The sequence below is a fragment of the Pseudomonas sp. Root569 genome, assembly GCF_001427465.1.
Taxonomy (GTDB): domain Bacteria; phylum Pseudomonadota; class Gammaproteobacteria; order Pseudomonadales; family Pseudomonadaceae; genus Aquipseudomonas; species Aquipseudomonas synxantha.
On the sequence record NZ_LMGQ01000012.1, the window covers coordinates 59,869 to 78,928 of the forward strand.

The window sequence follows — 19,060 nt, forward strand, 5'->3', positions numbered from 1 at the left end:
AGTCTTTGGTAACGCCGGATTACGGTAACGGTTCGCGCCAGAACCTGCGTTGACTGCGCGCAACAGTCGGTGGAAGGAACGTTCCCAGGCGCAGGCGCACTGCGCCTTGTTCAGCGCTGTCATATACCCGACTGCCCAGGGCCTGATAGCGCTCCATTACTTGTGGATGAGGATGGCCGAATGCATTGCTGCGCCCACGGGAGATCAGCACCGATGCCGGCGCCAGCCGCTGCAGGAAGGGCCAGGACGAAGAGCTGCGGCTGCCATGGTGCGGGGCCTGCAGCCAATCGGTCGGCACCGCCAGCGGCGAGGCCAGGAATGCCTGTTCGGCGGCGCGATCAATATCGCCGGTGAGCAGCAGGCGTTCGCCATTGGCCTCGACCTGCAGTACGCAGGATCTCGGATTGCCATCAATCGCACCGGCCCATTGCCACAGCTCAAAGGCCACGCCATCCCAGTCCCAACGCTCGCCACGGGTACAGGCCTGGGTACCGAGAAACCCCGGCAGGCCTTCGGTTTCGCCGCCCACCACGCGCTTGACGGGCAGCCCCCGGGCCACTGCCTCCGCACCGCCGGCATGATCGGCATCAGCATGGCTGAGCAGCATCATGTCCAACTGCCCTACCCCCAGCTTTTTCAACGACGGCAAGACGACCCGCGCCCCCTGGTCGACAGGCCCCGACCGGGGCCCGGCGTCATAAAGCAAGGAGTGATGGCGAGTGCGCAGGATCAGGGCCTGCCCCTGGCCGACATCCAGCTGCACCACGTCCACCTGCCCATGGGGTATCGACTCCCTGGGTGGAAAAACCGCCAACAACAGCATGGGCCAGCCCAATAACCGAAACGGCAGCCCCTTGGGCAATAGCAAAATTACTGCGCCGGCCAGACTCACCAGCCAATAGCCCAAAGGTACTTCGGCCGGTATCCAGGCAGGCAGTCGCACAGCAAGCAGCGCCAGGCCCTTGAACAAGCCGTCCAGCGCGCCACCCGCCAACCACAGCAAAGCGTCACCGGCCAACGGCACCCACAGCAGCGCCGTGCCCAGCAGCGCCAAGGGCAGCACCACCAGGCTGATCCACGGCACCGCAACCAGGTTGGCCACGGGTGCACTGAGGCTGATGGGCAAACCCAATACCAGCAACAACGGGAACAAGCCAATGGCGATCAACCACTGGGGACGCGTCCAGACCTGCCAGGCGCTCCACGGCCCCAGGCGCCCGCTGAACGCCAGGACCAGCGCTGCGACCGCCGCAAACGACAGCCAGAACCCCGGTTGCAGGCTGGCCAGGGGCTCAAGCGCCAGCACAGCGTTCAGCGCCAGCAACAACGGCCACCAAACACCCAAGTGACGAAAGCGCAAACGCCACAGCAATACCAGGCCCACCATGACGCAAGCCCGCTGCACCGGCACGCCGCCCCCCGCCAGCAGGCCATAAGCCAACGCCCCGGAAAATGCCAAGCCGCACGCCCACGGCAGCCACGGCCAGGTTCGGGGCCAGCACCCATGGCGCGCCAACAAAGCGATCAAGCCGTAGATCAAACCCGCCAGCAAGCCAATGTGCTGCCCGGAAATCACCAGCAGATGCACCGTGCCGGTGTCCTGCAACACCTGCCAATCCTCAGGCGCCAGCCCGGAACCGTCGCCCAGTACCAATGCAGCCAAGCCCGCCTCGCGGCCCTGGGCATCCACAGCCAGCAGGCGCTGGCGGACAGCATCGCGCCAGGCATTGCGGGCCGGCGCCAGGCGCTCGCCGTCCTTTACCGTCGCGGTGGCGCCGATACGCTGGGCCAGCAACCAGGCCTCATGGTCAAACCCGTGGAAATTAAGCAGGCCGGCAGGCCGCTTTAGCGTCAATGCCAGGCGCCAGCGCTCCCCACTGTTAACCGTCGGCCCGCCATGCCAGGACACGCGGATGCGCTTGGGCAGCCGCGCAGTGCGCGACCGGCTGTCGGCCAGTTCGAAGCGCACGCTTGTGCCCGTCTGTTGCGGCAGGCCGATGACACGCCCTTCGACCCAGCGCGTCTGCCCATCCAGCACCGGCCGCAAGCGGTCATCCAGCGCCCACTGCGCACTGATACAGGCCCAACTCAAACCCAACAGGAAGAACGCCACGGGATAGGTGCGAAAAGGCAGCAGCATCAACACCAGCACCAACATGCCCAACACCCCTGCGCCAGACGGCAACGCAGGTAACCAACGCAACGCCAGTAGCCCCAGCGCCAAGGCCAACATCGCTGTTTTCATGGATCATCCTTTTCCACTGATCCACTCAGTTTTAGCTGGCTGACCGGCAGCGCCTATGATGTTTTGTCACAAAGTCTGAATTTTCTGTTTATAGAATCCGGGCATACTTGCCCCTCAAATTGACCTGGACCCCTTATGCCCCGGCGCTTATTCAAACGGTACATGCCCGATCCCAGCAGTATCAGGGAACATAAGTCATTACAGTTTCTTGGCACCCTGCTGCATGATCCGAACCTCTGGCACCTGAACCGGCATTCAGTGGCTCGTGCCATGGCGGTGGGTTTATTTGCGGCGTTTATTCCGATTCCGTTGCAGATGCTGCTTGCGGCAATCCTGGCGATCGTCGTGCGCGGCAATATGCCGATCGCCGTCAGCCTGGTGTGGCTGACCAATCCGATCACCATGCCGGTGGTGTTTGTGTGTACCTACATGACGGGCGCCTGGCTGATGAACGTACCGCCGCGCAGCCTGCCCGATAACCTCACATGGGAATGGATCAGCGGCCAGCTGAGCACGCTCTGGCAGCCGTTCCTGCTGGGTTCGGTGGTGCTGGGCCTGGTATTGGGGGCTCTGGCCTATTGCTTGACGATGGCGTACTGGCGCTGGTGGGTGGCGCACCAGTGGAAAAAACGTAAATTGCGTCGGCGCTGAAAAGCTAACGCGCCAGCAAGCGCAGATGCACCCGCAGGCCCTGCCCGGTATTTTCCGCCCATAAGCGCCCGCCCTGGCGCTGCACCGCGTTGCGGGCGATGCTCAGGCCCAGGCCGAACCCACCATCGCCGGGCCGCGAGCCGTCCAAACGGGTGAAAGGCGCGAAGATGCGTTCCAAATCCCGCTCATCAATACCGCCGCCCTGATCCTGCAGCCAGATATGCCAATAATCCACCTCGCGACACCCGTCAAGTTGCACGCAGCCATCGTCGGGAGAATGGCGTATGGCGTTGCGCAGGATATTTTCCAGGGCCTGGGCCAGTGCGTTCAGGTTGCCACGCACCCAACTGTCCGCCGGCAACAGGCACGGCAAGCGCGACGCCGGCCAGTGGCTTTCGAAACAGGCGTTTTCGCGCAACATGTCCCACAAAGCCTGGAGTTGAATGTCTTCCTGGGGCAGCGGCGCTGTTTCGCTGTCGAGCCAGGCCAGTTGCAGGCTGTCTTCCACCAGGCGTTGCATGGCGTCGATTTCCCGCCCCAGGCGCTCACGCAGGCGGGCCGGGTCTTGCTCGCTGTCGCAGGCCACCCGCAGGCGGCTCAAGGGCGTACGCAGTTCATGGGACATGTCGCGCAGCAACTGCTGCTGCAAGCGCACCGTGCCTTGCAGGCGTTCGGACATATGGTCAAAGGCGCGCCCCAACTCTCCCAATTCATCCTGGCGGCTGGTCGCATCCCGGGACAGCCGCGTATGCAACTGGTCCGCACGCCAGGCATTGGCCTGCTCGCGCAATTGATTAAGGGGCATGATCAGCAGCCGATAGAGGCCGATGCACAGCAACAGGGTGAACAGGCCCGGAATCACACCATTGGTGACTATCCGCCAGAACAGTTGATAGCGCCCCGGCATAAAACGTTGCGGCAACTCGATCACCAGCGACCCCAGGCCAGGATCGACCGGAAACGGCACCTTCATCCAGGGCAGCCCTGTGACATGCCGGCTGACCGGCCAATCCAGCCCGCGCAAAAAGGTCAGGCGCTGGCTTTCCTTGTCACTCAGGGGCGTGTTGCTGAGGGACTGCAAATCGTTGCCGATCACGCCAACCCAGGTGGTTTCACGCTTGGCCATCAGTTGCAACCAGGCATCCACCCCGGCGCGACCTTGTGTGCTCCAGGCCAGCTCGGCGCCTGCCGCATAGCCACTGAGAATCTCCCGCGACTTGTCCGACAGGTACGCGCTCTGCTGCTCCATATAGCGGCCCCACGACCAACTGAGCCAGATCATCAGCAAACAGAACGCGATCAACAGGCAGGCCAGTTTCCAGAACAGCGAGTGCTTGCCCGGCAGCCGCTCAAAGCCCTTCATCAACACCACTCAGCACGTAGCCCTTGCCCCACACCGTGCGCACTTCACGCTCGGCATAGCCGATGGCCTTGAGTTTGCGGCGAATCTGGCTGACGTGCATGTCGAGGCTGCGGTCATGGGGCGCATACCCACGCTGCAGCACTTGCTGATACAGGAAGGCTTTGCTGAGGACTTCTTCAGCGTTGCGGTGCAGGGTTTCCAGCAGCCGGTACTCGCTGCGCGTCAGTCCGGCCCACTGTGCCTGGCAGCACACATCACAGCGCTCATCATCAAAATGCAGCACCGGGACATTCTCCCGCATCACTGCGCGCGGCGGCTCAGGCCGGCGATCCAGGGCCACCCGGCGCAGGATGGCTTCAATGCGCACGCGCAATTCAGCCATGCTGAACGGCTTGGGCAGATAGTCATCCGCGCCCAGGCGAAAGCCGCTGATGCGGTCGGCTTCGGCGCCCAGGGCCGACATCAGAATCACTGGCATGGCGTGGCTCTGACGCAAATGCGTGAGGATCGACAGCCCGTCCAGTCCCGGCAACAGGATGTCCATCAACACCAGGTCAAATGCCTGGTCTCGGGCCATTTGCAGGCCTTGCTGGCCGTTGCGACACCACGTCACCTGAAAACCACTGCGGCCAAGCTGCTCATGCACGTAGGCCCCCAACACAGGGTCATCTTCGATGGTCAGGATAGTAGGTAGGCCAACTGTTGCGGGAGTCATTAGCGTCTGCAAGTCATTCTCAATCACTGATTATTCAAGATTAAATGGCTACAGGCAATCGCCACCCGGCGCCGAATGGCCCGAAGATTGCCGCATGTCATTAATTTGCAAGATTCCAGACCGTGCAAATGGCTACACTGCGCAGGTGGCGCGGGCCGGATGCCAGCGTGGATAATTGATAACAACGTGGTAGCAGGAGAGTGGCGTGCTTAGAAGAATGGGGATAAAAGGCCGCGTACTGTTGCTGACCTTATTACCGACCAGCCTGATGGCCTTGGTGTTGGGAGGCTATTTCACCTGGATGCAACTGTCGGAATTGCAGAGCCAGTTGCTGCAACGCGGCGAAATGATCGCCGAACAATTGGCGCCGCTGGTGGCGCCTGCCCTGGGCCACAAGAACACTGAACTGCTGGAGCGCATCGCCACTCAATCCTTGGAGCAGTCAGACGTGCGCGCGGTGTCGTTCCTCGCCCCAGACCGTTCGCCCTTGGCCCACGCCGGCCCGACCATGCTCAACCCGCCGCCTACCGGCAACAGCTCGCACCTACTGCAGCGCACCGGCAACGATGCCACCCGTTATTTGCTGCCGGTATTCGGCCGGCATCGCAACCTGGCGGGCGAACTCATCCCCGATGAGTCTGACCGCCTGCTGGGGTGGGTCGAAGTGGAGCTGTCCCACAACGGCATGCTGCTGCGTGGCTACCGCAGCCTGTTCGCCAGCCTGTTGCTGATCGCCATCGGTCTGATGTGTACCGCTGCCCTCGCCCTGCGAATCAGCCGCACCATCAATTCGCCGATTGGCCAGATCAAGCAAGCCGTGGCCCAGCTCAAGGACGGCAACCTGGAAACACGTTTGCCACTGTTGGGCAGCCAGGAGCTGGACCAGCTCGCGTCGGGCATCAACCGCATGGCCGAAACACTGCAGAATGCCCAGGAAGAATTGCAACACAGCATCGACCAGGCCACCGAAGACGTGCGCCAGAACCTGGAGACCATCGAGATCCAGAACATCGAGCTGGACCTGGCCCGCAAGGAAGCCCTGGAAGCCAGCCGCATCAAGTCGGAATTCCTGGCCAACATGAGCCATGAGATCCGCACGCCACTCAACGGCATCCTCGGCTTTACCCACCTGCTGCAAAAAAGCGAGCTGTCACCGCGCCAGCTGGATTACCTGGGCACCATCGAAAAATCCGCCGACAACCTGCTGGGTATCATCAACGAGATCCTCGACTTCTCGAAGATCGAGGCCGGCAAGCTGGTACTCGACAGCGTGCCGTTCAACCTGCGGGACCTGCTGCAAGACACCCTGACCATCCTCGCCCCCGCCGCCCATGCCAAGCAGCTCGAACTGGTCAGCCTGGTGTACCGCGACACGCCGCTGGCGTTGGTGGGCGACCCGCTGCGCCTCAAGCAGATCCTGACCAACCTGATCAGCAACGCGATCAAGTTCACCCGCGAAGGCACCATCGTTGCCCGGGCGATGATCGAGGATGAGCAGGAAGACAGCGTGCAGTTGCGCATCAGCGTGCAAGACACCGGCATTGGTCTGTCCAACCAGGATGTCCGGGCACTGTTCCAGGCGTTCAGCCAGGCCGACAACTCGCTGTCGCGCCAGCCCGGCGGCACTGGCCTGGGGTTGGTAATTTCCAAGCGTTTGATCGAGCAGATGGGCGGGGAAATCGGCGTCGACAGCACGCCAGGTGAAGGCTCCGAGTTCTGGATCAGCCTGAACCTGCCCAAAACCCGTGACGACGTTGAAGACCTGCCCGGCCCGCCGCTGCTGGGTCGCCGCGTGGCCGTGCTGGAAAACCACGAACTGGCGCGCCAGGCCCTGCAACATCAACTGGAAGACTGCGGCCTGGAAGTCACACCGTTCAACACCCTGGAAAGCCTGACCAATGGCATCACCAGTGCACACCAGACCGAACAGGCGATCAGCCTGGCGGTGCTCGGCGTCACCGCCAATGACATTCCACCCGAGCGTCTCAACCAACACTTGTGGGACCTCGAACACCTGGGCTGCAAGGTGCTGGTACTGTGCCCGACTACCGAGCAGATGCTGTTCAACCAATCGGTGCCCAACCCCAACAGCCAGTTGCAGGCCAAGCCCGCTTGTACACGCAAGCTGCGCCGCTCCCTGGCCGACCTGATCAGCCCGCGCCCCTCGCGCAGCGAACCGGGAGAGCCGCTGTCCAGCCGTGCGCCACGGGTGCTGTGCGTGGACGACAATCCGGCCAACCTGCTACTGGTGCAAACCCTGCTGGAAGACATGGGGGCCAAGGTGCAGGCGGTGGAAAGTGGCTATGCAGCCATCGATGCCGTCAAGCAAGAAACCTTCGACCTGGTGTTGATGGACGTGCAAATGCCCGGCATGGACGGGCGCCAGAGCACCGAGGCTATCCGCCAATGGGAAAGCGAACGCCACGGCACGCCGCTGCCGGTGGTCGCCCTCACGGCCCACGCCATGGCCAACGAAAAACGCGCCCTGCTGCAAAGCGGCATGGACGACTACCTGACCAAGCCCATCAGTGAGCGCCAATTGGCCCAGGTGGTGTTGAAATGGACCGGGCTGGCCCTGCGCAACCAAGGCCAGGAGCGCGCCAACGACGGCCTGGCCCAGGGCGTACAACTGCTGGTGCTCGACCACGAGGAAGGCCTGCGCCTGGCCGCCAACAAGGCAGACCTCGCCGCTGACATGCTCGCCATGCTGCTGGCTTCCCTGGAAGCTGATCGCCTGGCAATCACCCTCGCCCGCGAAGCCAATGACAACCATGCCCTGATCGAACGCGTCCACCGTCTGCACGGCGCCACGCGCTACTGCGGCGTGCCGCAACTGCGCGCAGCCTGCCAACGCGCCGAAACCCTGCTCAAGCAGGATGATGCCAAGGCCATGGCCGCGCTGGATGAACTGGACATGGCCATTGCGCGATTGGCCAGTGAAGCCAGGGTCAGCGCCTGATCCTGTTTTCATGGGCAACGAATCAACAATGTGGGAGGGGGCTTGCTCCCGATGGCGGTGTATCAGTTACAGATATTTCGACTGACACACTGCCATCGGGGGCAAGCCCCCTCCCACATTTAGTCAGCATTTCCAACGTGTAAACTGCAGGGAGCCTTCTTGATGCGCGTCATTCTGTTCAGCAGCCAAGCCTACGACCGTGACAGCTTTCTCGGAGAGCCGCGCCCCCAGGGCATCGAGCTGCAATTCCAACCCGCCCGCCTCAACCTCGACACCGTGGCCCTGGCCGAACACCACGAGGTGGTCTGCGCCTTTATCAACGACGACCTCAGCGCACCGGTATTGGAGCAACTGGCCAAAGGCGGCACGCGCCTGATTGCCCTGCGTTCGGCCGGTTACAACCACGTCGACTTGCCGGCTGCCAAGCGCCTGGGCCTGACCATCGTGCGCGTGCCCGCGTATTCGCCCCACGCCGTGGCCGAGCATGCCGTGGCGCTGATCCTGGCGCTCAATCGGCGGCTGCACCGGGCCTACAACCGCACCCGCGATGGCGATTTCAGCCTGCACGGGCTCACCGGTTTCGATCTGGTCGGCAAGACCGTCGGCGTGGTCGGCACCGGGCAAATCGGCGCCACGTTCGCCAAGATCATGGCCGGCTTCGGCTGCCAGCTGCTGGCCTGCGATCCCTTCCCGAATCCGCAGGTCCAGGCCCTCGGCGCCCGTTACGTGAGCCTGCCCGAATTGCTGGCCGAGGCGCAGATCATCAGCCTGCACTGCCCGTTGACCGTCGACAGCCAGCACCTGATCAACGCCCGCTCCCTGGCGCAGATGCAGCCCGGCGCGATGCTGATCAATACTGGGCGCGGTGGCCTGGTCGATACCCCGGCGCTGATCGAAGCGCTCAAGGAGGGCCAGTTGGGCTATTTGGGGCTGGATGTATACGAGGAAGAAGCCCAGCTGTTTTTCGAGGATCGCTCGGACCTGCCCCTGCAAGACGACGTGCTCGCCCGCCTGCTGACCTTCCCCAATGTGATCATTACCGCGCACCAGGCATTCCTCACCCGCGAGGCCCTGGCGGCGATTGCCGGCACAACACTGGCCAACATCGCGGCCTGGGCCGAGGGCCGGGCGCAGAACCGGGTCGAGGGATGATCAGCGGTCACATACCAGGCTCATGATAGGCCGGCACCCGTGATAGGATGCCGCGCCTATTTGGAGGATCCATGGCCGAACACGATTTCCGCTTCAGCTTGCTGAGCCCGCAACACACCCTGATCGAATGCCGCGCCCTGGTGCCGGGCCGTTACCAAGTCACCGGCAACGGTGGTTCGATCAAGCATGGCGACGTGCTGATCGTCACCTTGCGCGGCAGTAAAACCCTGTCGATGCGCCTGACCGTCGAAGGTGACGCACGCTACTCCATCCGCCCAGCCGGCCAATGGGTCGCCATGGCCCAGGGGCCGAAGTTCGGTGAGCTGGAGATTCATACCTGGAAGGTCAATTGCGACAGCTGCGACACCGTGCTGGAGTTTGAATTTGCGGTGGAAACCAAGCTGACCAAGGAGCCACTGCAGCCGGCTGCCAACGCACGCATCAAAGAACTCGGCTGGGCCAGCGAAGGCGACAAGCACCGCTGCCCGAAATGCCAGCAGGCTGCGCAATGAAAGGCGCGTTGTTGCTCGGTGCAATCGGTATGGGCCTGGCCGGCTGCGCCGCGGATGGCGCGAAGCTGGAGCGCGACCACAGCTATGTGGTGGAATGGATCGGTGAACGGCCGCTGATGGACTATGCGCACCTGACCGTCACCCTCGGCGCCGATGGTCGTGCCTATGGCAATGGCGGCTGCAACCACTGGTTCGCGCCGTACACCGTCGAGGGCGACAAGCTCAGCTTCGGCCAGATCGGCAGCACCCGCAAACTCTGCGCCGAGGCACTGATGGAGCAGGAGCAGCGCTTTTTCCAGGCCCTGCAAGGCGTGCAGCGCTGGGACATCTCGCCGATCGAACAGACGCGGTTCTGGCCGGCCGAGGGCAAGCCGATTCGCTTGTGGCTTGAAGAAGGCTGATATCCCCAATCTTCGGATTGATGGGATCTCAATGTGGGAGGGGGCTTGGTCCCGATAGCAGTGTGTCAGTCAATACATCAATTGACTGTTACACCGCTATCGGGAGCAAGCCCCCTCCCACACTTTCTCTGAGGTGTTGCTTTAACCGCGCAGGGCCTTGAGCTTGCCCAGCACCCCTTCTGCGGTCTGTTCCCCCATCAATTGCTCCCGCACCTTGCCCTTGTCATCGATGATATAGGTCACCGGCAAGGCCTCGCTGCGGGGAATCTCGAAGATCCCATCCGGGTTCTGGGCCAGGACCGTGAACTTGATCCCCAGCTTGTCGCTGGCAGCCTTCAATTCCTCGCCCTGCACATTGTCGAAGTTGACTCCAAACACCCCCACACCCTGCCCCTTCAATTGCTCGGCCAAGGCGTTGAGTTCGGGGATTTCCGTGCGGCACGGTCCACACCATTCGGCCCAGTAATTGACCACCAGCCACTGCTTGTCCAGGCGTTCGGCCGCCACTTTCTGGCCGTATTGGTCAACGCCGTAATCGTTACCGCAGCCGCTGAGCAGCAGGGTTGTGATGATCGCCAATGCACCGATCAGTCGCCTTGTCATGGGGTATTCCTTCGCAAAAATGAACATGGGCTGCGGCCTATCGCCTCTTACGGTTTAAGGACAGGCGCCAGCGCAGGTAGAATACCCGCCACCTTACGCAAGATGCGACCCGCACATGACCGATCTGACGCTTTATCACAACCCGCGCTGCTCGAAATCCCGCGGTGCGCTCGAACTGCTGGAGGCCCGTGGCCTCACCCCAAACGTGGTGCGCTACCTGGAAACCCCACTGGATGCGGCGCAAATCAAGGCCCTGCTGGAAAAACTGGGGATCAACGCCCGTCAGCTGCTGCGCACCGGCGAAGACGAATACAAGACCCTCAACCTGGCCGACGCCAACCTCAGCGAAGCGCAATTGATCGCCGCCATCGCCGCCCACCCCAAGCTGATGGAGCGCCCGATCCTGGAAACCGCCGATAAAGCCATCATTGGCCGCCCACCCGAGAACGTACTGGAGATCCTGCCGTGAGCGCGCCCTATGTGCTGGTGTTGTATTACAGCCGCAATGGCTCGGTGAGCGAGATGGCCCGACAGATTGCCCGCGGTATCGAACAAGGCGGCATGGAAGCGCGGCTGCGCACGGTGCCGGCGATTTCCACCGAGTGCGAAACCGTGGCGCCGAGCATTCCCGATGAAGGCGCGCTGTATGCCAGCCTGGATGACCTGAAACACTGCTCGGGCCTGGCCCTGGGCAGTCCGACCCGTTTCGGCAACATGGCCGCGCCGCTCAAGTACTTCCTCGACGGCACCAGCAACCTGTGGCTCACCGGCGCGCTGGTGGGCAAGCCTGCCGGCGTGTTCACCTCCACCGCCAGCCTGCATGGCGGCCAGGAGACCACGCTGATGTCGATGCTGCTGCCGCTGTTGCACCACGGCATGCTCATCACCGGCCTGCCCTACAGCGAGCAGGCGCTGCTCGATACCCAGGGCGGCGGCACGCCTTACGGCGCCAGTCACCATTCCGGGCCCGACGGCAAGCGCATGCTCGACCCCCATGAAATCACCCTGTGCCGAGCCCTGGGCTTGCGCCTGGCCAAGACCGCCACGCTGCTGGAGAACGGCCGTGGCCAGGAAGCCTAAAATCCTGCCGCCCCAGGCATGGCTGGAACCGCGGGTCAAGGTTGCACGGGCACTGAGCCTGCTGGCGTTTTTTGGGCTGGTGGGTTTGTTGTGCGTGTACTACCTGTTCATCGCCGACCTGCACGGGGCGCGTCCATGGGTGATCCTGCTGATCGAACTGGTGCCGCTGCTGGTACTCGCGCCCGGGATGATCATAGGCAGCGCCCGCGGGCATTCGTGGGTGTGCTTTGTGGTGAACCTGTATTTCATCAAGGGCGCGCTGGCGGCGTACGACCCGAACCGCCAGTGGTTCGGGGTATTGGAGATGCTGGCGAGCCTGGCGGTGTTTTGCACGGCGCTGTTGTATGTGCGTTGGCGGCATCAACTGAACCGTCGACTGGCCGATTGACACGCTCCTACAATGATCAATGGTTGACGGTATACGCCAGCATCATCGACAACTGGCACATCGGACGCCCACTCTCGGCATGCCACTGGTTGAAGGCGCCCTGCACCGTGGCCAGATCCCGCAGGCTGGTGGGTGCCTTGTCGACGATCTTCTGTGCGTTCAACGCCGCCACCACGTCATAGCTCGGCACAAACGTATCCTTGCCCACCATCCGCAGAAACCGCGGCGCCGACAGCCCGCCCAACTGGTGGCCGTGTTTGCTCAGGTATTTCCATAACCCGACGATATCGGTTACCGGCCAATCGGCGACGAACGCACCGAAGCTGCCCTTTTCCTGCTCGATATCGAGGATCATCTGCGCATTGCGCGGCACACTCTTGAGCTTGCCCAGGTGGCGGATGATGCGGGTGTCCTGCATCAGGCGTTCCAAGTGCTCGGCGCCCATCAGCACGACTTTTTCCGGATCGAAGCCGAAAAAAACCTGCTCAAACGCCGGCCACTTGGCATCGACCACACTGTGCTTCAAGCCCGCACGAAACACCCGTAGCGCCAAAGTCGACAGGTAACGGTCATCGGTGATCTTGCGCAATTGCGCCGGGGTCTTGGGCACAGGCAGGTGGGCTTCCAGCTCGGCCGCCGAACCGAAGCGGTTCAGACAATATTCGTGCAGCCACTTGTAATCGCGCATGCCCTCTCCTGGCAGTTGAATTGAAAACGGCGCCCGCAAGCGCCGTTTACTAGAGCCTCGACGAGGCTTAGAGGTTCACTACATTGACGAAACGCGAAGCAGCCGTCTCATCGATTTTCAAGCTGGTGAAATCGAACAGGTTGCGATCAGCCAGTTGAGACGGGATCACATTTTGCAGGCTGCGGAAGATGCTCTCGGTACGCCCGGGGGTCTTGCGCTCCCAGTCCAGCAGCATGTCCTTGACCACCTGGCGCTGCAGGTTTTCCTGGGAGCCGCACAGGTTGCAGGGGATGATCGGGAATTGCTTGAAGTCGGAGTACGCCTGGATGTCCTTCTCGTTGCAATACGCCAACGGGCGGATTACCACATTGCGCCCGTCATCGGCGCGCAGCTTGGGCGGCATGGCCTTGAGCGAGCCATTGAAGAACATATTCAGGAAGAAGGTCTCGACGATGTCATCGCGGTGATGACCCAGGGCCATCTTGGTCGCGCCGATCTCGTCGGCAAAGGTGTAGAGCGTGCCACGGCGCAGGCGCGAGCACAGCGAGCAGGTGGTCTTGCCTTCCGGGATCAGCTCCTTGACCACCGAGTAGGTGTCTTTCTCGACGATGTGGTACTCGACGCCCAGTTCTTTCAGGTAGGCCGGCAGCACATGCTCGGGGAAGCCAGGCTGTTTCTGGTCCATGTTGACGGCGACGATCTCGAACTGGATCGGCGCGACCTTTTGCAGGTGCAGCAACACGTCGAGCATGGTGTAGCTGTCTTTGCCGCCGGAGAGGCAGACCATGACCTTGTCGCCATCCTCGATCATGTTGAAATCGGCGACCGCTTCACCGGCCAGGCGACGCAGGCGTTTTTGCAGTTTGTTCTGGTTGACCGTAAGAGTGCCCATGGCGCTTGGATCCGCTGAAGGTGTGACGAAAAGCCGGGTATTTTAGCGATATGAACGACCAAGTTCCAATGTGGGAGGGGGCTTGCTCCCGATAGCGGTGTGCCAGGCACTACAAGTGCTGGCTGATACACCGCTATCGGGAGCAAGCCCCCTCCCACATTTGACAGATCCCGCCGCGATTAAACCTCAGGTTTACAGCGCAATTTGCTCTAAAGGCCCTACAGTTATTCCGGTCATCACTTCCTATACTGCGACTTGAGGTCGCACACAACTATCCAGACCTTTCAGGCCATCTGGCCCGTGGGCGCTCCGATGGGGGGCGATGGTAATAACGACAGGAGTGACTGGCATGATCCATCACGTCGTGGGGCTGTTTACCCATCCCGACCAGGAATGGCGGGAAATTCGTGGCGATAAGGAAGAAAGCATTGGCCACATGTACCTCACTCATACCCTGATTCTTGCGGCGATCCCCGCCGTATCCGCCTTTATCGGCACCACCCAGGTCGGCTGGGTCATCGGCAACCGCGCACCGGTCATGCTGACCCAGGAAAGCGCGCTGTGGATGACCCTGATGTCTTACGCCGCCATGCTCGGCGGTGTAGCAGTGATGGGGGCGTTCATTCACTGGATGGCGCGCACCTACGACGCCAGCCCCAGCATGGCCCGTTGCGTGGCCTTTGCCACCTACACCGCGACCCCACTGTTTATCGGTGGGCTGGCGGCGCTCTACCCGCATATGTGGCTAGGCATGGTCGTCGGCACGGCGGCGATCTGCTACACGGTGTACCTGCTGTATGTGGGGTTGCCGACTTTCATGAGCATCGACCCGGACGAAGGCTTCCTGTTCTCCAGCTCGGTATTGGCCGTGGGCCTCGTGGTACTGGTGGCGATCATGGCCTTTACTGTCATCGTCTGGGGCTTGGGCGTCGGGCCGATCTATACCAGCTGAACAAACAAAACCCTGAGGCAAGGCCACCGCAAGGTGGCTTTGTGCGTCATGCATGACCATTCGGCGCCTGACAGATTCGGAAACACCTGGTTTTGCGGCATACTGGGTGTCTCTGGAGATATGTACAGCATGCCCGAGCAACTCAATACCCGCGTCGAAGATTGTTTCCTGCAAGCCGAATCCTTTTTCAAACGAAGCTTCAAACGCCCCCAGGTCAGCCTCAAGCTGCGGGGCCAGAAGGCCGGTGTCGCGCATTTGCACGAGAACCTGCTGCGCTTCAACCCTCAGCTGTACCGTGAAAACAGCCAGCACTTTCTCAAGCAAACCGTGGCCCACGAAGTGGCGCACCTGATTGCCCACCAGTTGTTCGGCGAACGTATCCAGCCCCATGGCGAGGAATGGCAGCTGATCATGCGCGGGGTTTATGAACTGCCGCCGGATCGTTGCCATACCTATGAGATCAAGCGTCGCCAGGTAAAGCGCTATATCTACCGATGCCCATGTGCGGACAGTGATTTTCCGTTTTCGGCGCAGCGCCATGGCCTGGTGAACCAGGGGCGGCGGTATTTGTGTCGGCGGTGTCGGCAGACCCTGGTGTTTACTGGCGAAACTCGGGTGGAATAAGGGCCTCATCGGGAGCAAGTCGAATCGTCGCACCGCCCCTCCCACCTTTGGATCTGTGAATACATTCTAAATGTGGGAGGGGGCTTGCTCCCGATGAGGCCAGTACATTCACCCAACCACCTTGGCCTGCCGCAACTCCTCTATTCGCTGAGCACTGAGCCCCAACTGCGCCAACACTTCATCACTGTGCGCCCCCACTGGCGCACCAATATGCCGTGGCGCCGGCAAACCCTCGGAAAACTTCAGCGGGCAGGCCAATTGCGCTTGTGTCGAGCCATCCCCTCTGGGCACCTGGCTGACCAGTTCTCGAGCCTTCAACTGCGGATGTTCAACAGCCTCCGCCAGGCTCAACACCGGTTCCACACACGCATCCACCCCGGCGAACAGCTCGCAAAGTTCCTCAAAGCTGCGCTTCTCAAACTCCACCCGCAGGGCCTGCTTAAGAACGGCCTGCTGTTCAGGCTTCACGCTGTGGGCCGCCAGCTCCGGCTGTCCCAGTGCCTCGCATAATTGCTGCATAAACGCTGGCTCCAAACTCCCCACCGACATCCAGCGTCCATCACGACTGCGGTAGTAGTCGTAGAAACTCCCACCATTGAGCACATGGTTCTCCCACTCAGGCGTCACCCCACAGGCCAGGTAACCGGCGCCGGCCATGGCGTTCAAGCTGAACGAGCAATCGGTCATGCTCACATCCAGGTACTGCCCCACCCCGCTCTGCTGCCTGGCAATCACCGCTGCCAGCAAGCCCACGACAGCATGCAGCGACCCACCTGCCACATCGGCCAGTTGCACCCCCAGCGGCAGCGGCCCGCTGTCCCGGCGCCCGGTGTGGCTGGCCACGCCGGCCAACGCCAGGTAATTGATATCGTGGCCGGCGCGGTCCTTATAAGGGCCGGTCTGGCCGTAGCCAGTAATCGATACATAGATCAGCCGGGGGTTGATAGCCTTGAGCGCTTCATACCCCAAACCCAGCCGCTCCATGACCCCGGGACGAAACTGCTCAAGCACAATGTCATGACCCTTGACCAACTCACGCACGATCTCCACCGCCTCGGCCTGCTTGAGATCCAGGGCCAGGCTGCGCTTGTTGCGATTGAGATAGGCATGGCTCGCCGACGTGCCGCGGTCATGGGGCGGCAACACGCGCAGCAGGTCCATGCGCGTAGGCGACTCGATACGCAACACCTCGGCGCCCATGTCCGCCAGCAGCAAGGAGGCAAACGGGCCGGGCAGCAAGGTGGAAAAATCCAGTACTTTAAGGGACGCCAAGGGACCTGACATAAGGACTCCATCCGGGTTGCGAATCCCCACAGACTAGGCAGCCTTGCGCCTGCCGGCAATCGTCAGAACGATCAGCGGCAGTGACCGTTTTGATCACGGCGGGCTTTTTCGCGGCGGCGGCTTTATCATTGGCCCACGTTTGTTGGCAGAGTGTTCCATGAAGTTCGCGATTGCACTGTATAGCGCCGCCCACACGCCCTCCTCGCGCCGCGCCCTGTTGTTCGCCCAGGCGGCGCTGGCCGGCGGGCATGAGATTGTGCGGCTGTTTTTTTATCAAGATGGCGTGTACAGCGCGTCCAATAACATCGTTGCCCCCCAGGATGAGCAAGATATCGCCCACCAATGGCGCGAGTTTGTCAGCCAGCACCAGCTTGATGGCGTGGTATGCATCGCCGCGGCCTTGCGCCGTGGCGTGCTCAATGCCGAGGAAGCCACGCGCTATCAACGCAGCGCGGTCAACCTTGAGGCACCCTGGGCGCTGTCGGGCCTGGGGCAATTGCATGACGCTATACAGGGCGCCGACCGCCTGATCTGTTTTGGAGGGCCATGACATGTCCAAATCCTTGTTGGTAATCAGCCGCCAGGCCCCATGGTCCGGGCCAAGTGCGCGGGAAGCGCTGGATATCGTGCTGGCCGGCGGCGCGTTCGATCTGCCCATTGGCCTGCTGTTTCTTGACGACGGTGTGTTTCAGCTGGCACCGCACCAGGACGCCAAGGCTGTGCAGCAAAAGGACCTCGGTGCCAATCTGCAGGCATTGGGGCTGTTTGGCATTGATGACGTATTCGCTTGCAGCCATAGCCTGGCGGAGCGCGGGCTCACCCCGCCGGCCAGCGCCCAGCCCCTGGGCAACGAAGACATTTGCAGGCTGATTGACCGTTACGACCAGGTGATAACCCTCTGATGTCGACTTTACATGTGCTGTCTCATTCTCCGTTCACCGATAGCCGCCTCGACAGCTGCCTGCGCCTGTGTGGGCGCGAAGACGCGATCCTGCTCTGCGGCGATGGCGCCTACGGCTTGCACAGCCCGGCGTTGCGCACCAAGGGCGTGAAGGTGTTTGTACTGGCCGAAGACATGCAGGCGCGTAATTTGCCCCTGCCCGACTGGGCCGACAGCGTGGACTACCCAGGTTTCGTACAACTGTCGATCGACTACGACAAGGTCAACACCTGGCTATGAACACCTTGACCGTAGGCGCTCGCGCCCTGGAACTGGACAAGGACGGCTACCTCGTCGACCTGGATGACTGGTCCGAAGAGGTGGCGCAGGCCCTGGCCGCCGCCGAAGCCCTGGAGCTGACCCCGGATCACTGGGAGATCCTCCGGCTGCTGCGCCAGTTCTATGCCCAATTCCAGCTGTCCCCGGCCACGCGCCCGCTGATCAAGTACACCGCCTTGAAGCTGGGCCCGGAAAAGGGCAACAGCCTGCACCTCAACAAACTGTTCAATGGCACTCCCGCCAAACTCGCCGCCAAGCTGGCGGGCCTGCCCAGGCCGACGAATTGCTTATGACCGACTTTGCCCCCCTGACCCTCGCAACGCCTGAAGAGCACCCCTTTGCGCAGTTCGTGCGCATCCTCGGCAAAGGCAAGCGCGGCGCGCGCAACCTCACCCGCGAGGAAGCCCGGGAAGCCATGGGCATGCTGCTCGATGAAAAGGTCGAGGATACCCAGCTCGGTGCCTTCCTGATGCTGCTGCGCCACAAGGAAGAAAGCCCCGAAGAGCTTGCCGGCTTCACCGAAGCGGTACGTGAACGGCTCAACGCACCAGCGCTGAATGTGGACATCGACTGGCCGACCTATGCCGGCAAGAAACGCCACCTGCCGTGGTTCCTGCTCGCGGCCAAGTGCCTGGCACAAAACGGTGTGCGCATCCTGATGCACGGCGGTGGTGCCCACACGGCGGGCCGGTTGTACACCGAGCAGTTGCTGGAGACTCTACAGATCCCGCTGTGCCGCAATTGGCAACAGGTCGAGGGCGCCTTTGAGCACGCTAACCTGGCGTTTATCCCGCTAGGCGACTGGGCGCCGCAATTGCAACGCATGATCGACCTGCGCAACACCCTCGGCCTGCGCTCGCCCATCCACTCGCTAGCACGGTTGCTCAACCCGCTGAACGCGCGTTGCGGCCTGCAAAGCATCTTCCACCCGGGTTACCAGGGCGTACATCGCGATGCCAGTGGCCTGCTCGGTGACAATGTGATTGTGGTCAAGGGCGACGGTGGCGAGATCGAGATCAACCCCGATACCCTCAGTCACTTGTATGGCACCACTGGCGGCCAGAGTTGGGACGAAGAGTGGCCCGCCCTCTCCGCCCAGCGTCACGTCAAGCCGGCGACCCTGGAGCCCGAGCATCTGAAAGCGCTGTGGCGCGGCGACGTCGAGGACAGCTACCCGCAATTGGCCCTGATCGCCACCATGGCCCTGGCGTTACGCGGCCTGGGCCACCCACGGCAACAGGCATTCGAATTGGCCCAGCAATACTGGGATGCACGGGATAAATCGATTTAGTCGATCATTCACCCCCGGTCTTTGCGCTTTTAGTTCGAACT

22 protein-coding genes are annotated in these 19,060 nt (G+C 61.9%); 15 read left to right on the forward strand and 7 right to left on the reverse strand.

Features of this window, described 5'->3' with window-relative positions; translation table 11 throughout:
- Positions 1-19: 19 nt before the first annotated feature.
- Positions 20-2,245 (reverse strand): DNA internalization-related competence protein ComEC/Rec2, encoded by a 2,226-nt coding sequence (locus ASD70_RS11960; protein ID WP_236708703.1) that lies wholly within the window; start codon positions 2,243-2,245, stop codon positions 20-22.
- Between the two features lie 135 nt (positions 2,246-2,380).
- Between ASD70_RS11960 and ASD70_RS11965 the strand changes: the two genes are divergently transcribed.
- On the forward strand, positions 2,381-2,896 hold the full coding sequence (locus ASD70_RS11965; protein WP_056846549.1) for a DUF2062 domain-containing protein: 516 nt from the start codon (positions 2,381-2,383) through the stop codon (positions 2,894-2,896).
- Between the two features lie 4 nt (positions 2,897-2,900).
- On the opposite strand, the gene ASD70_RS11970 is transcribed toward ASD70_RS11965, so the two are convergent.
- Both ASD70_RS11970 and ASD70_RS11975 read right to left on the reverse strand, forming a co-directional pair.
- Positions 2,901-4,259: a sensor histidine kinase gene (locus ASD70_RS11970; RefSeq protein ID WP_056846550.1), complete on the reverse strand. Its 1,359-nt coding sequence runs from the start codon at positions 4,257-4,259 to the stop codon at positions 2,901-2,903.
- Positions 4,246-4,974 carry a response regulator transcription factor gene (locus ASD70_RS11975; RefSeq protein WP_046068617.1) on the reverse strand — a complete coding sequence of 243 codons (729 nt, stop codon included), beginning with the start codon at positions 4,972-4,974 and terminating at the stop codon, positions 4,246-4,248. Before ASD70_RS11975 ends, ASD70_RS11970 begins: the two co-directional genes overlap by 14 nt.
- A 205-nt stretch (positions 4,975-5,179) precedes the next feature.
- On the opposite strand from ASD70_RS11975, the gene ASD70_RS11980 reads away from it, so the two are divergent.
- The 4 genes from ASD70_RS11980 to ASD70_RS11995 all read left to right on the forward strand — a co-directional run bounded on the left by ASD70_RS11980 (position 5,180) and on the right by ASD70_RS11995 (position 9,998).
- Positions 5,180-7,933, forward strand: a complete 2,754-nt coding sequence (locus ASD70_RS11980) for a response regulator (protein WP_046068618.1) — start codon at positions 5,180-5,182, stop codon at positions 7,931-7,933.
- Between the two features lie 162 nt (positions 7,934-8,095).
- Positions 8,096-9,085, forward strand: a complete 990-nt coding sequence (locus tag ASD70_RS11985; RefSeq protein ID WP_046068619.1) for a 2-hydroxyacid dehydrogenase — start codon at positions 8,096-8,098, stop codon at positions 9,083-9,085.
- 71 nt (positions 9,086-9,156) lie between these two features.
- Positions 9,157-9,597, forward strand: coding sequence for a hypothetical protein (locus ASD70_RS11990; RefSeq protein ID WP_043046633.1), 441 nt, complete (start codon positions 9,157-9,159; stop codon positions 9,595-9,597).
- A complete protein-coding gene (locus tag ASD70_RS11995) occupies positions 9,594-9,998 on the forward strand; it encodes an META domain-containing protein (RefSeq protein ID WP_043046631.1) in 405 nt (134 codons plus the stop codon). Before ASD70_RS11990 ends, ASD70_RS11995 begins: the two co-directional genes overlap by 4 nt.
- Positions 9,999-10,139: 141 nt before the next feature.
- Here the strand turns inward: ASD70_RS11995 and ASD70_RS12000 are convergent, their stop codons facing one another.
- A complete protein-coding gene (locus ASD70_RS12000) occupies positions 10,140-10,601 on the reverse strand; it encodes a TlpA disulfide reductase family protein (protein WP_043046629.1) in 462 nt (153 codons plus the stop codon).
- A 115-nt stretch (positions 10,602-10,716) separates the two neighbouring features.
- Here ASD70_RS12000 and arsC point away from each other — a divergent pair, with 115 nt between their 5' ends.
- Genes arsC through ASD70_RS12015 form a run of 3 tightly spaced genes read left to right on the forward strand, consistent with a single transcriptional unit; the run spans position 10,717 to position 12,069 of the window.
- A complete protein-coding gene (gene arsC, locus ASD70_RS12005; RefSeq protein WP_046068620.1) occupies positions 10,717-11,070 on the forward strand; it encodes an arsenate reductase (glutaredoxin) in 354 nt (117 codons plus the stop codon).
- On the forward strand, positions 11,067-11,681 hold the full coding sequence (gene wrbA, locus ASD70_RS12010; RefSeq protein ID WP_046068621.1) for an NAD(P)H:quinone oxidoreductase: 615 nt from the start codon (positions 11,067-11,069) through the stop codon (positions 11,679-11,681). The genes arsC and wrbA overlap by 4 nt, the downstream gene beginning before the upstream one ends.
- The gene (locus ASD70_RS12015; RefSeq protein ID WP_056846551.1) at positions 11,665-12,069 is read left to right on the forward strand and encodes a DUF2069 domain-containing protein; all 405 of its coding nucleotides are present in this window, start codon (positions 11,665-11,667) and stop codon (positions 12,067-12,069) included. Before wrbA ends, ASD70_RS12015 begins: the two co-directional genes overlap by 17 nt.
- Positions 12,070-12,085: 16 nt before the next feature.
- Here ASD70_RS12015 and ASD70_RS12020 read toward each other — a convergent pair whose 3' ends face one another.
- Complete coding sequence (locus tag ASD70_RS12020) at positions 12,086-12,757, reverse strand: DNA-3-methyladenine glycosylase I (RefSeq protein ID WP_034120216.1); 672 nt, start codon at positions 12,755-12,757, stop codon at positions 12,086-12,088.
- Positions 12,758-12,824: 67 nt separating this feature from the next.
- Positions 12,825-13,649 (reverse strand): tRNA 2-thiocytidine(32) synthetase TtcA, encoded by an 825-nt coding sequence (gene ttcA, locus ASD70_RS12025; protein ID WP_043046624.1) that lies wholly within the window; start codon positions 13,647-13,649, stop codon positions 12,825-12,827.
- 349 nt (positions 13,650-13,998) lie between these two features.
- Between ttcA and ASD70_RS12030 the strand changes: the two genes are divergently transcribed.
- Together ASD70_RS12030 and ASD70_RS12035 are read left to right on the forward strand one after the other, a co-directional pair.
- Positions 13,999-14,601 carry a Yip1 family protein gene (locus ASD70_RS12030; RefSeq protein WP_043046623.1) on the forward strand — a complete coding sequence of 201 codons (603 nt, stop codon included), beginning with the start codon at positions 13,999-14,001 and terminating at the stop codon, positions 14,599-14,601.
- A 129-nt stretch (positions 14,602-14,730) separates the two neighbouring features.
- Positions 14,731-15,225: a SprT family zinc-dependent metalloprotease gene (locus ASD70_RS12035; protein ID WP_046072494.1), complete on the forward strand. Its 495-nt coding sequence runs from the start codon at positions 14,731-14,733 to the stop codon at positions 15,223-15,225.
- Between the two features lie 108 nt (positions 15,226-15,333).
- On the opposite strand, the gene ASD70_RS12040 is transcribed toward ASD70_RS12035, so the two are convergent.
- On the reverse strand, positions 15,334-16,509 hold the full coding sequence (locus ASD70_RS12040; protein ID WP_046068624.1) for a CaiB/BaiF CoA transferase family protein: 1,176 nt from the start codon (positions 16,507-16,509) through the stop codon (positions 15,334-15,336).
- A 157-nt stretch (positions 16,510-16,666) separates the two neighbouring features.
- Here ASD70_RS12040 and tusD point away from each other — a divergent pair, with 157 nt between their 5' ends.
- Genes tusD through ASD70_RS12065 form a run of 5 tightly spaced genes read left to right on the forward strand, consistent with a single transcriptional unit; the run spans position 16,667 to position 19,019 of the window.
- On the forward strand, positions 16,667-17,059 hold the full coding sequence (gene tusD / locus ASD70_RS12045; RefSeq protein ID WP_046072495.1) for a sulfurtransferase complex subunit TusD: 393 nt from the start codon (positions 16,667-16,669) through the stop codon (positions 17,057-17,059).
- A 1-nt stretch (position 17,060) separates the two neighbouring features.
- Positions 17,061-17,411, forward strand: coding sequence for a sulfurtransferase complex subunit TusC (gene tusC / locus ASD70_RS12050; protein WP_043046620.1), 351 nt, complete (start codon positions 17,061-17,063; stop codon positions 17,409-17,411).
- Entirely contained in the window at positions 17,411-17,689 is a 279-nt protein-coding gene (gene tusB / locus ASD70_RS12055; RefSeq protein ID WP_046068625.1) for a sulfurtransferase complex subunit TusB, read from the forward strand. Before tusC ends, tusB begins: the two co-directional genes overlap by 1 nt.
- The gene (locus ASD70_RS12060; protein ID WP_046068626.1) at positions 17,686-18,021 is read left to right on the forward strand and encodes a TusE/DsrC/DsvC family sulfur relay protein; all 336 of its coding nucleotides are present in this window, start codon (positions 17,686-17,688) and stop codon (positions 18,019-18,021) included. Before tusB ends, ASD70_RS12060 begins: the two co-directional genes overlap by 4 nt.
- The gene (locus tag ASD70_RS12065) at positions 18,018-19,019 is read left to right on the forward strand and encodes a glycosyl transferase family protein (RefSeq protein ID WP_056846552.1); all 1,002 of its coding nucleotides are present in this window, start codon (positions 18,018-18,020) and stop codon (positions 19,017-19,019) included. Before ASD70_RS12060 ends, ASD70_RS12065 begins: the two co-directional genes overlap by 4 nt.
- Positions 19,020-19,060: the final 41 nt, after the last annotated feature.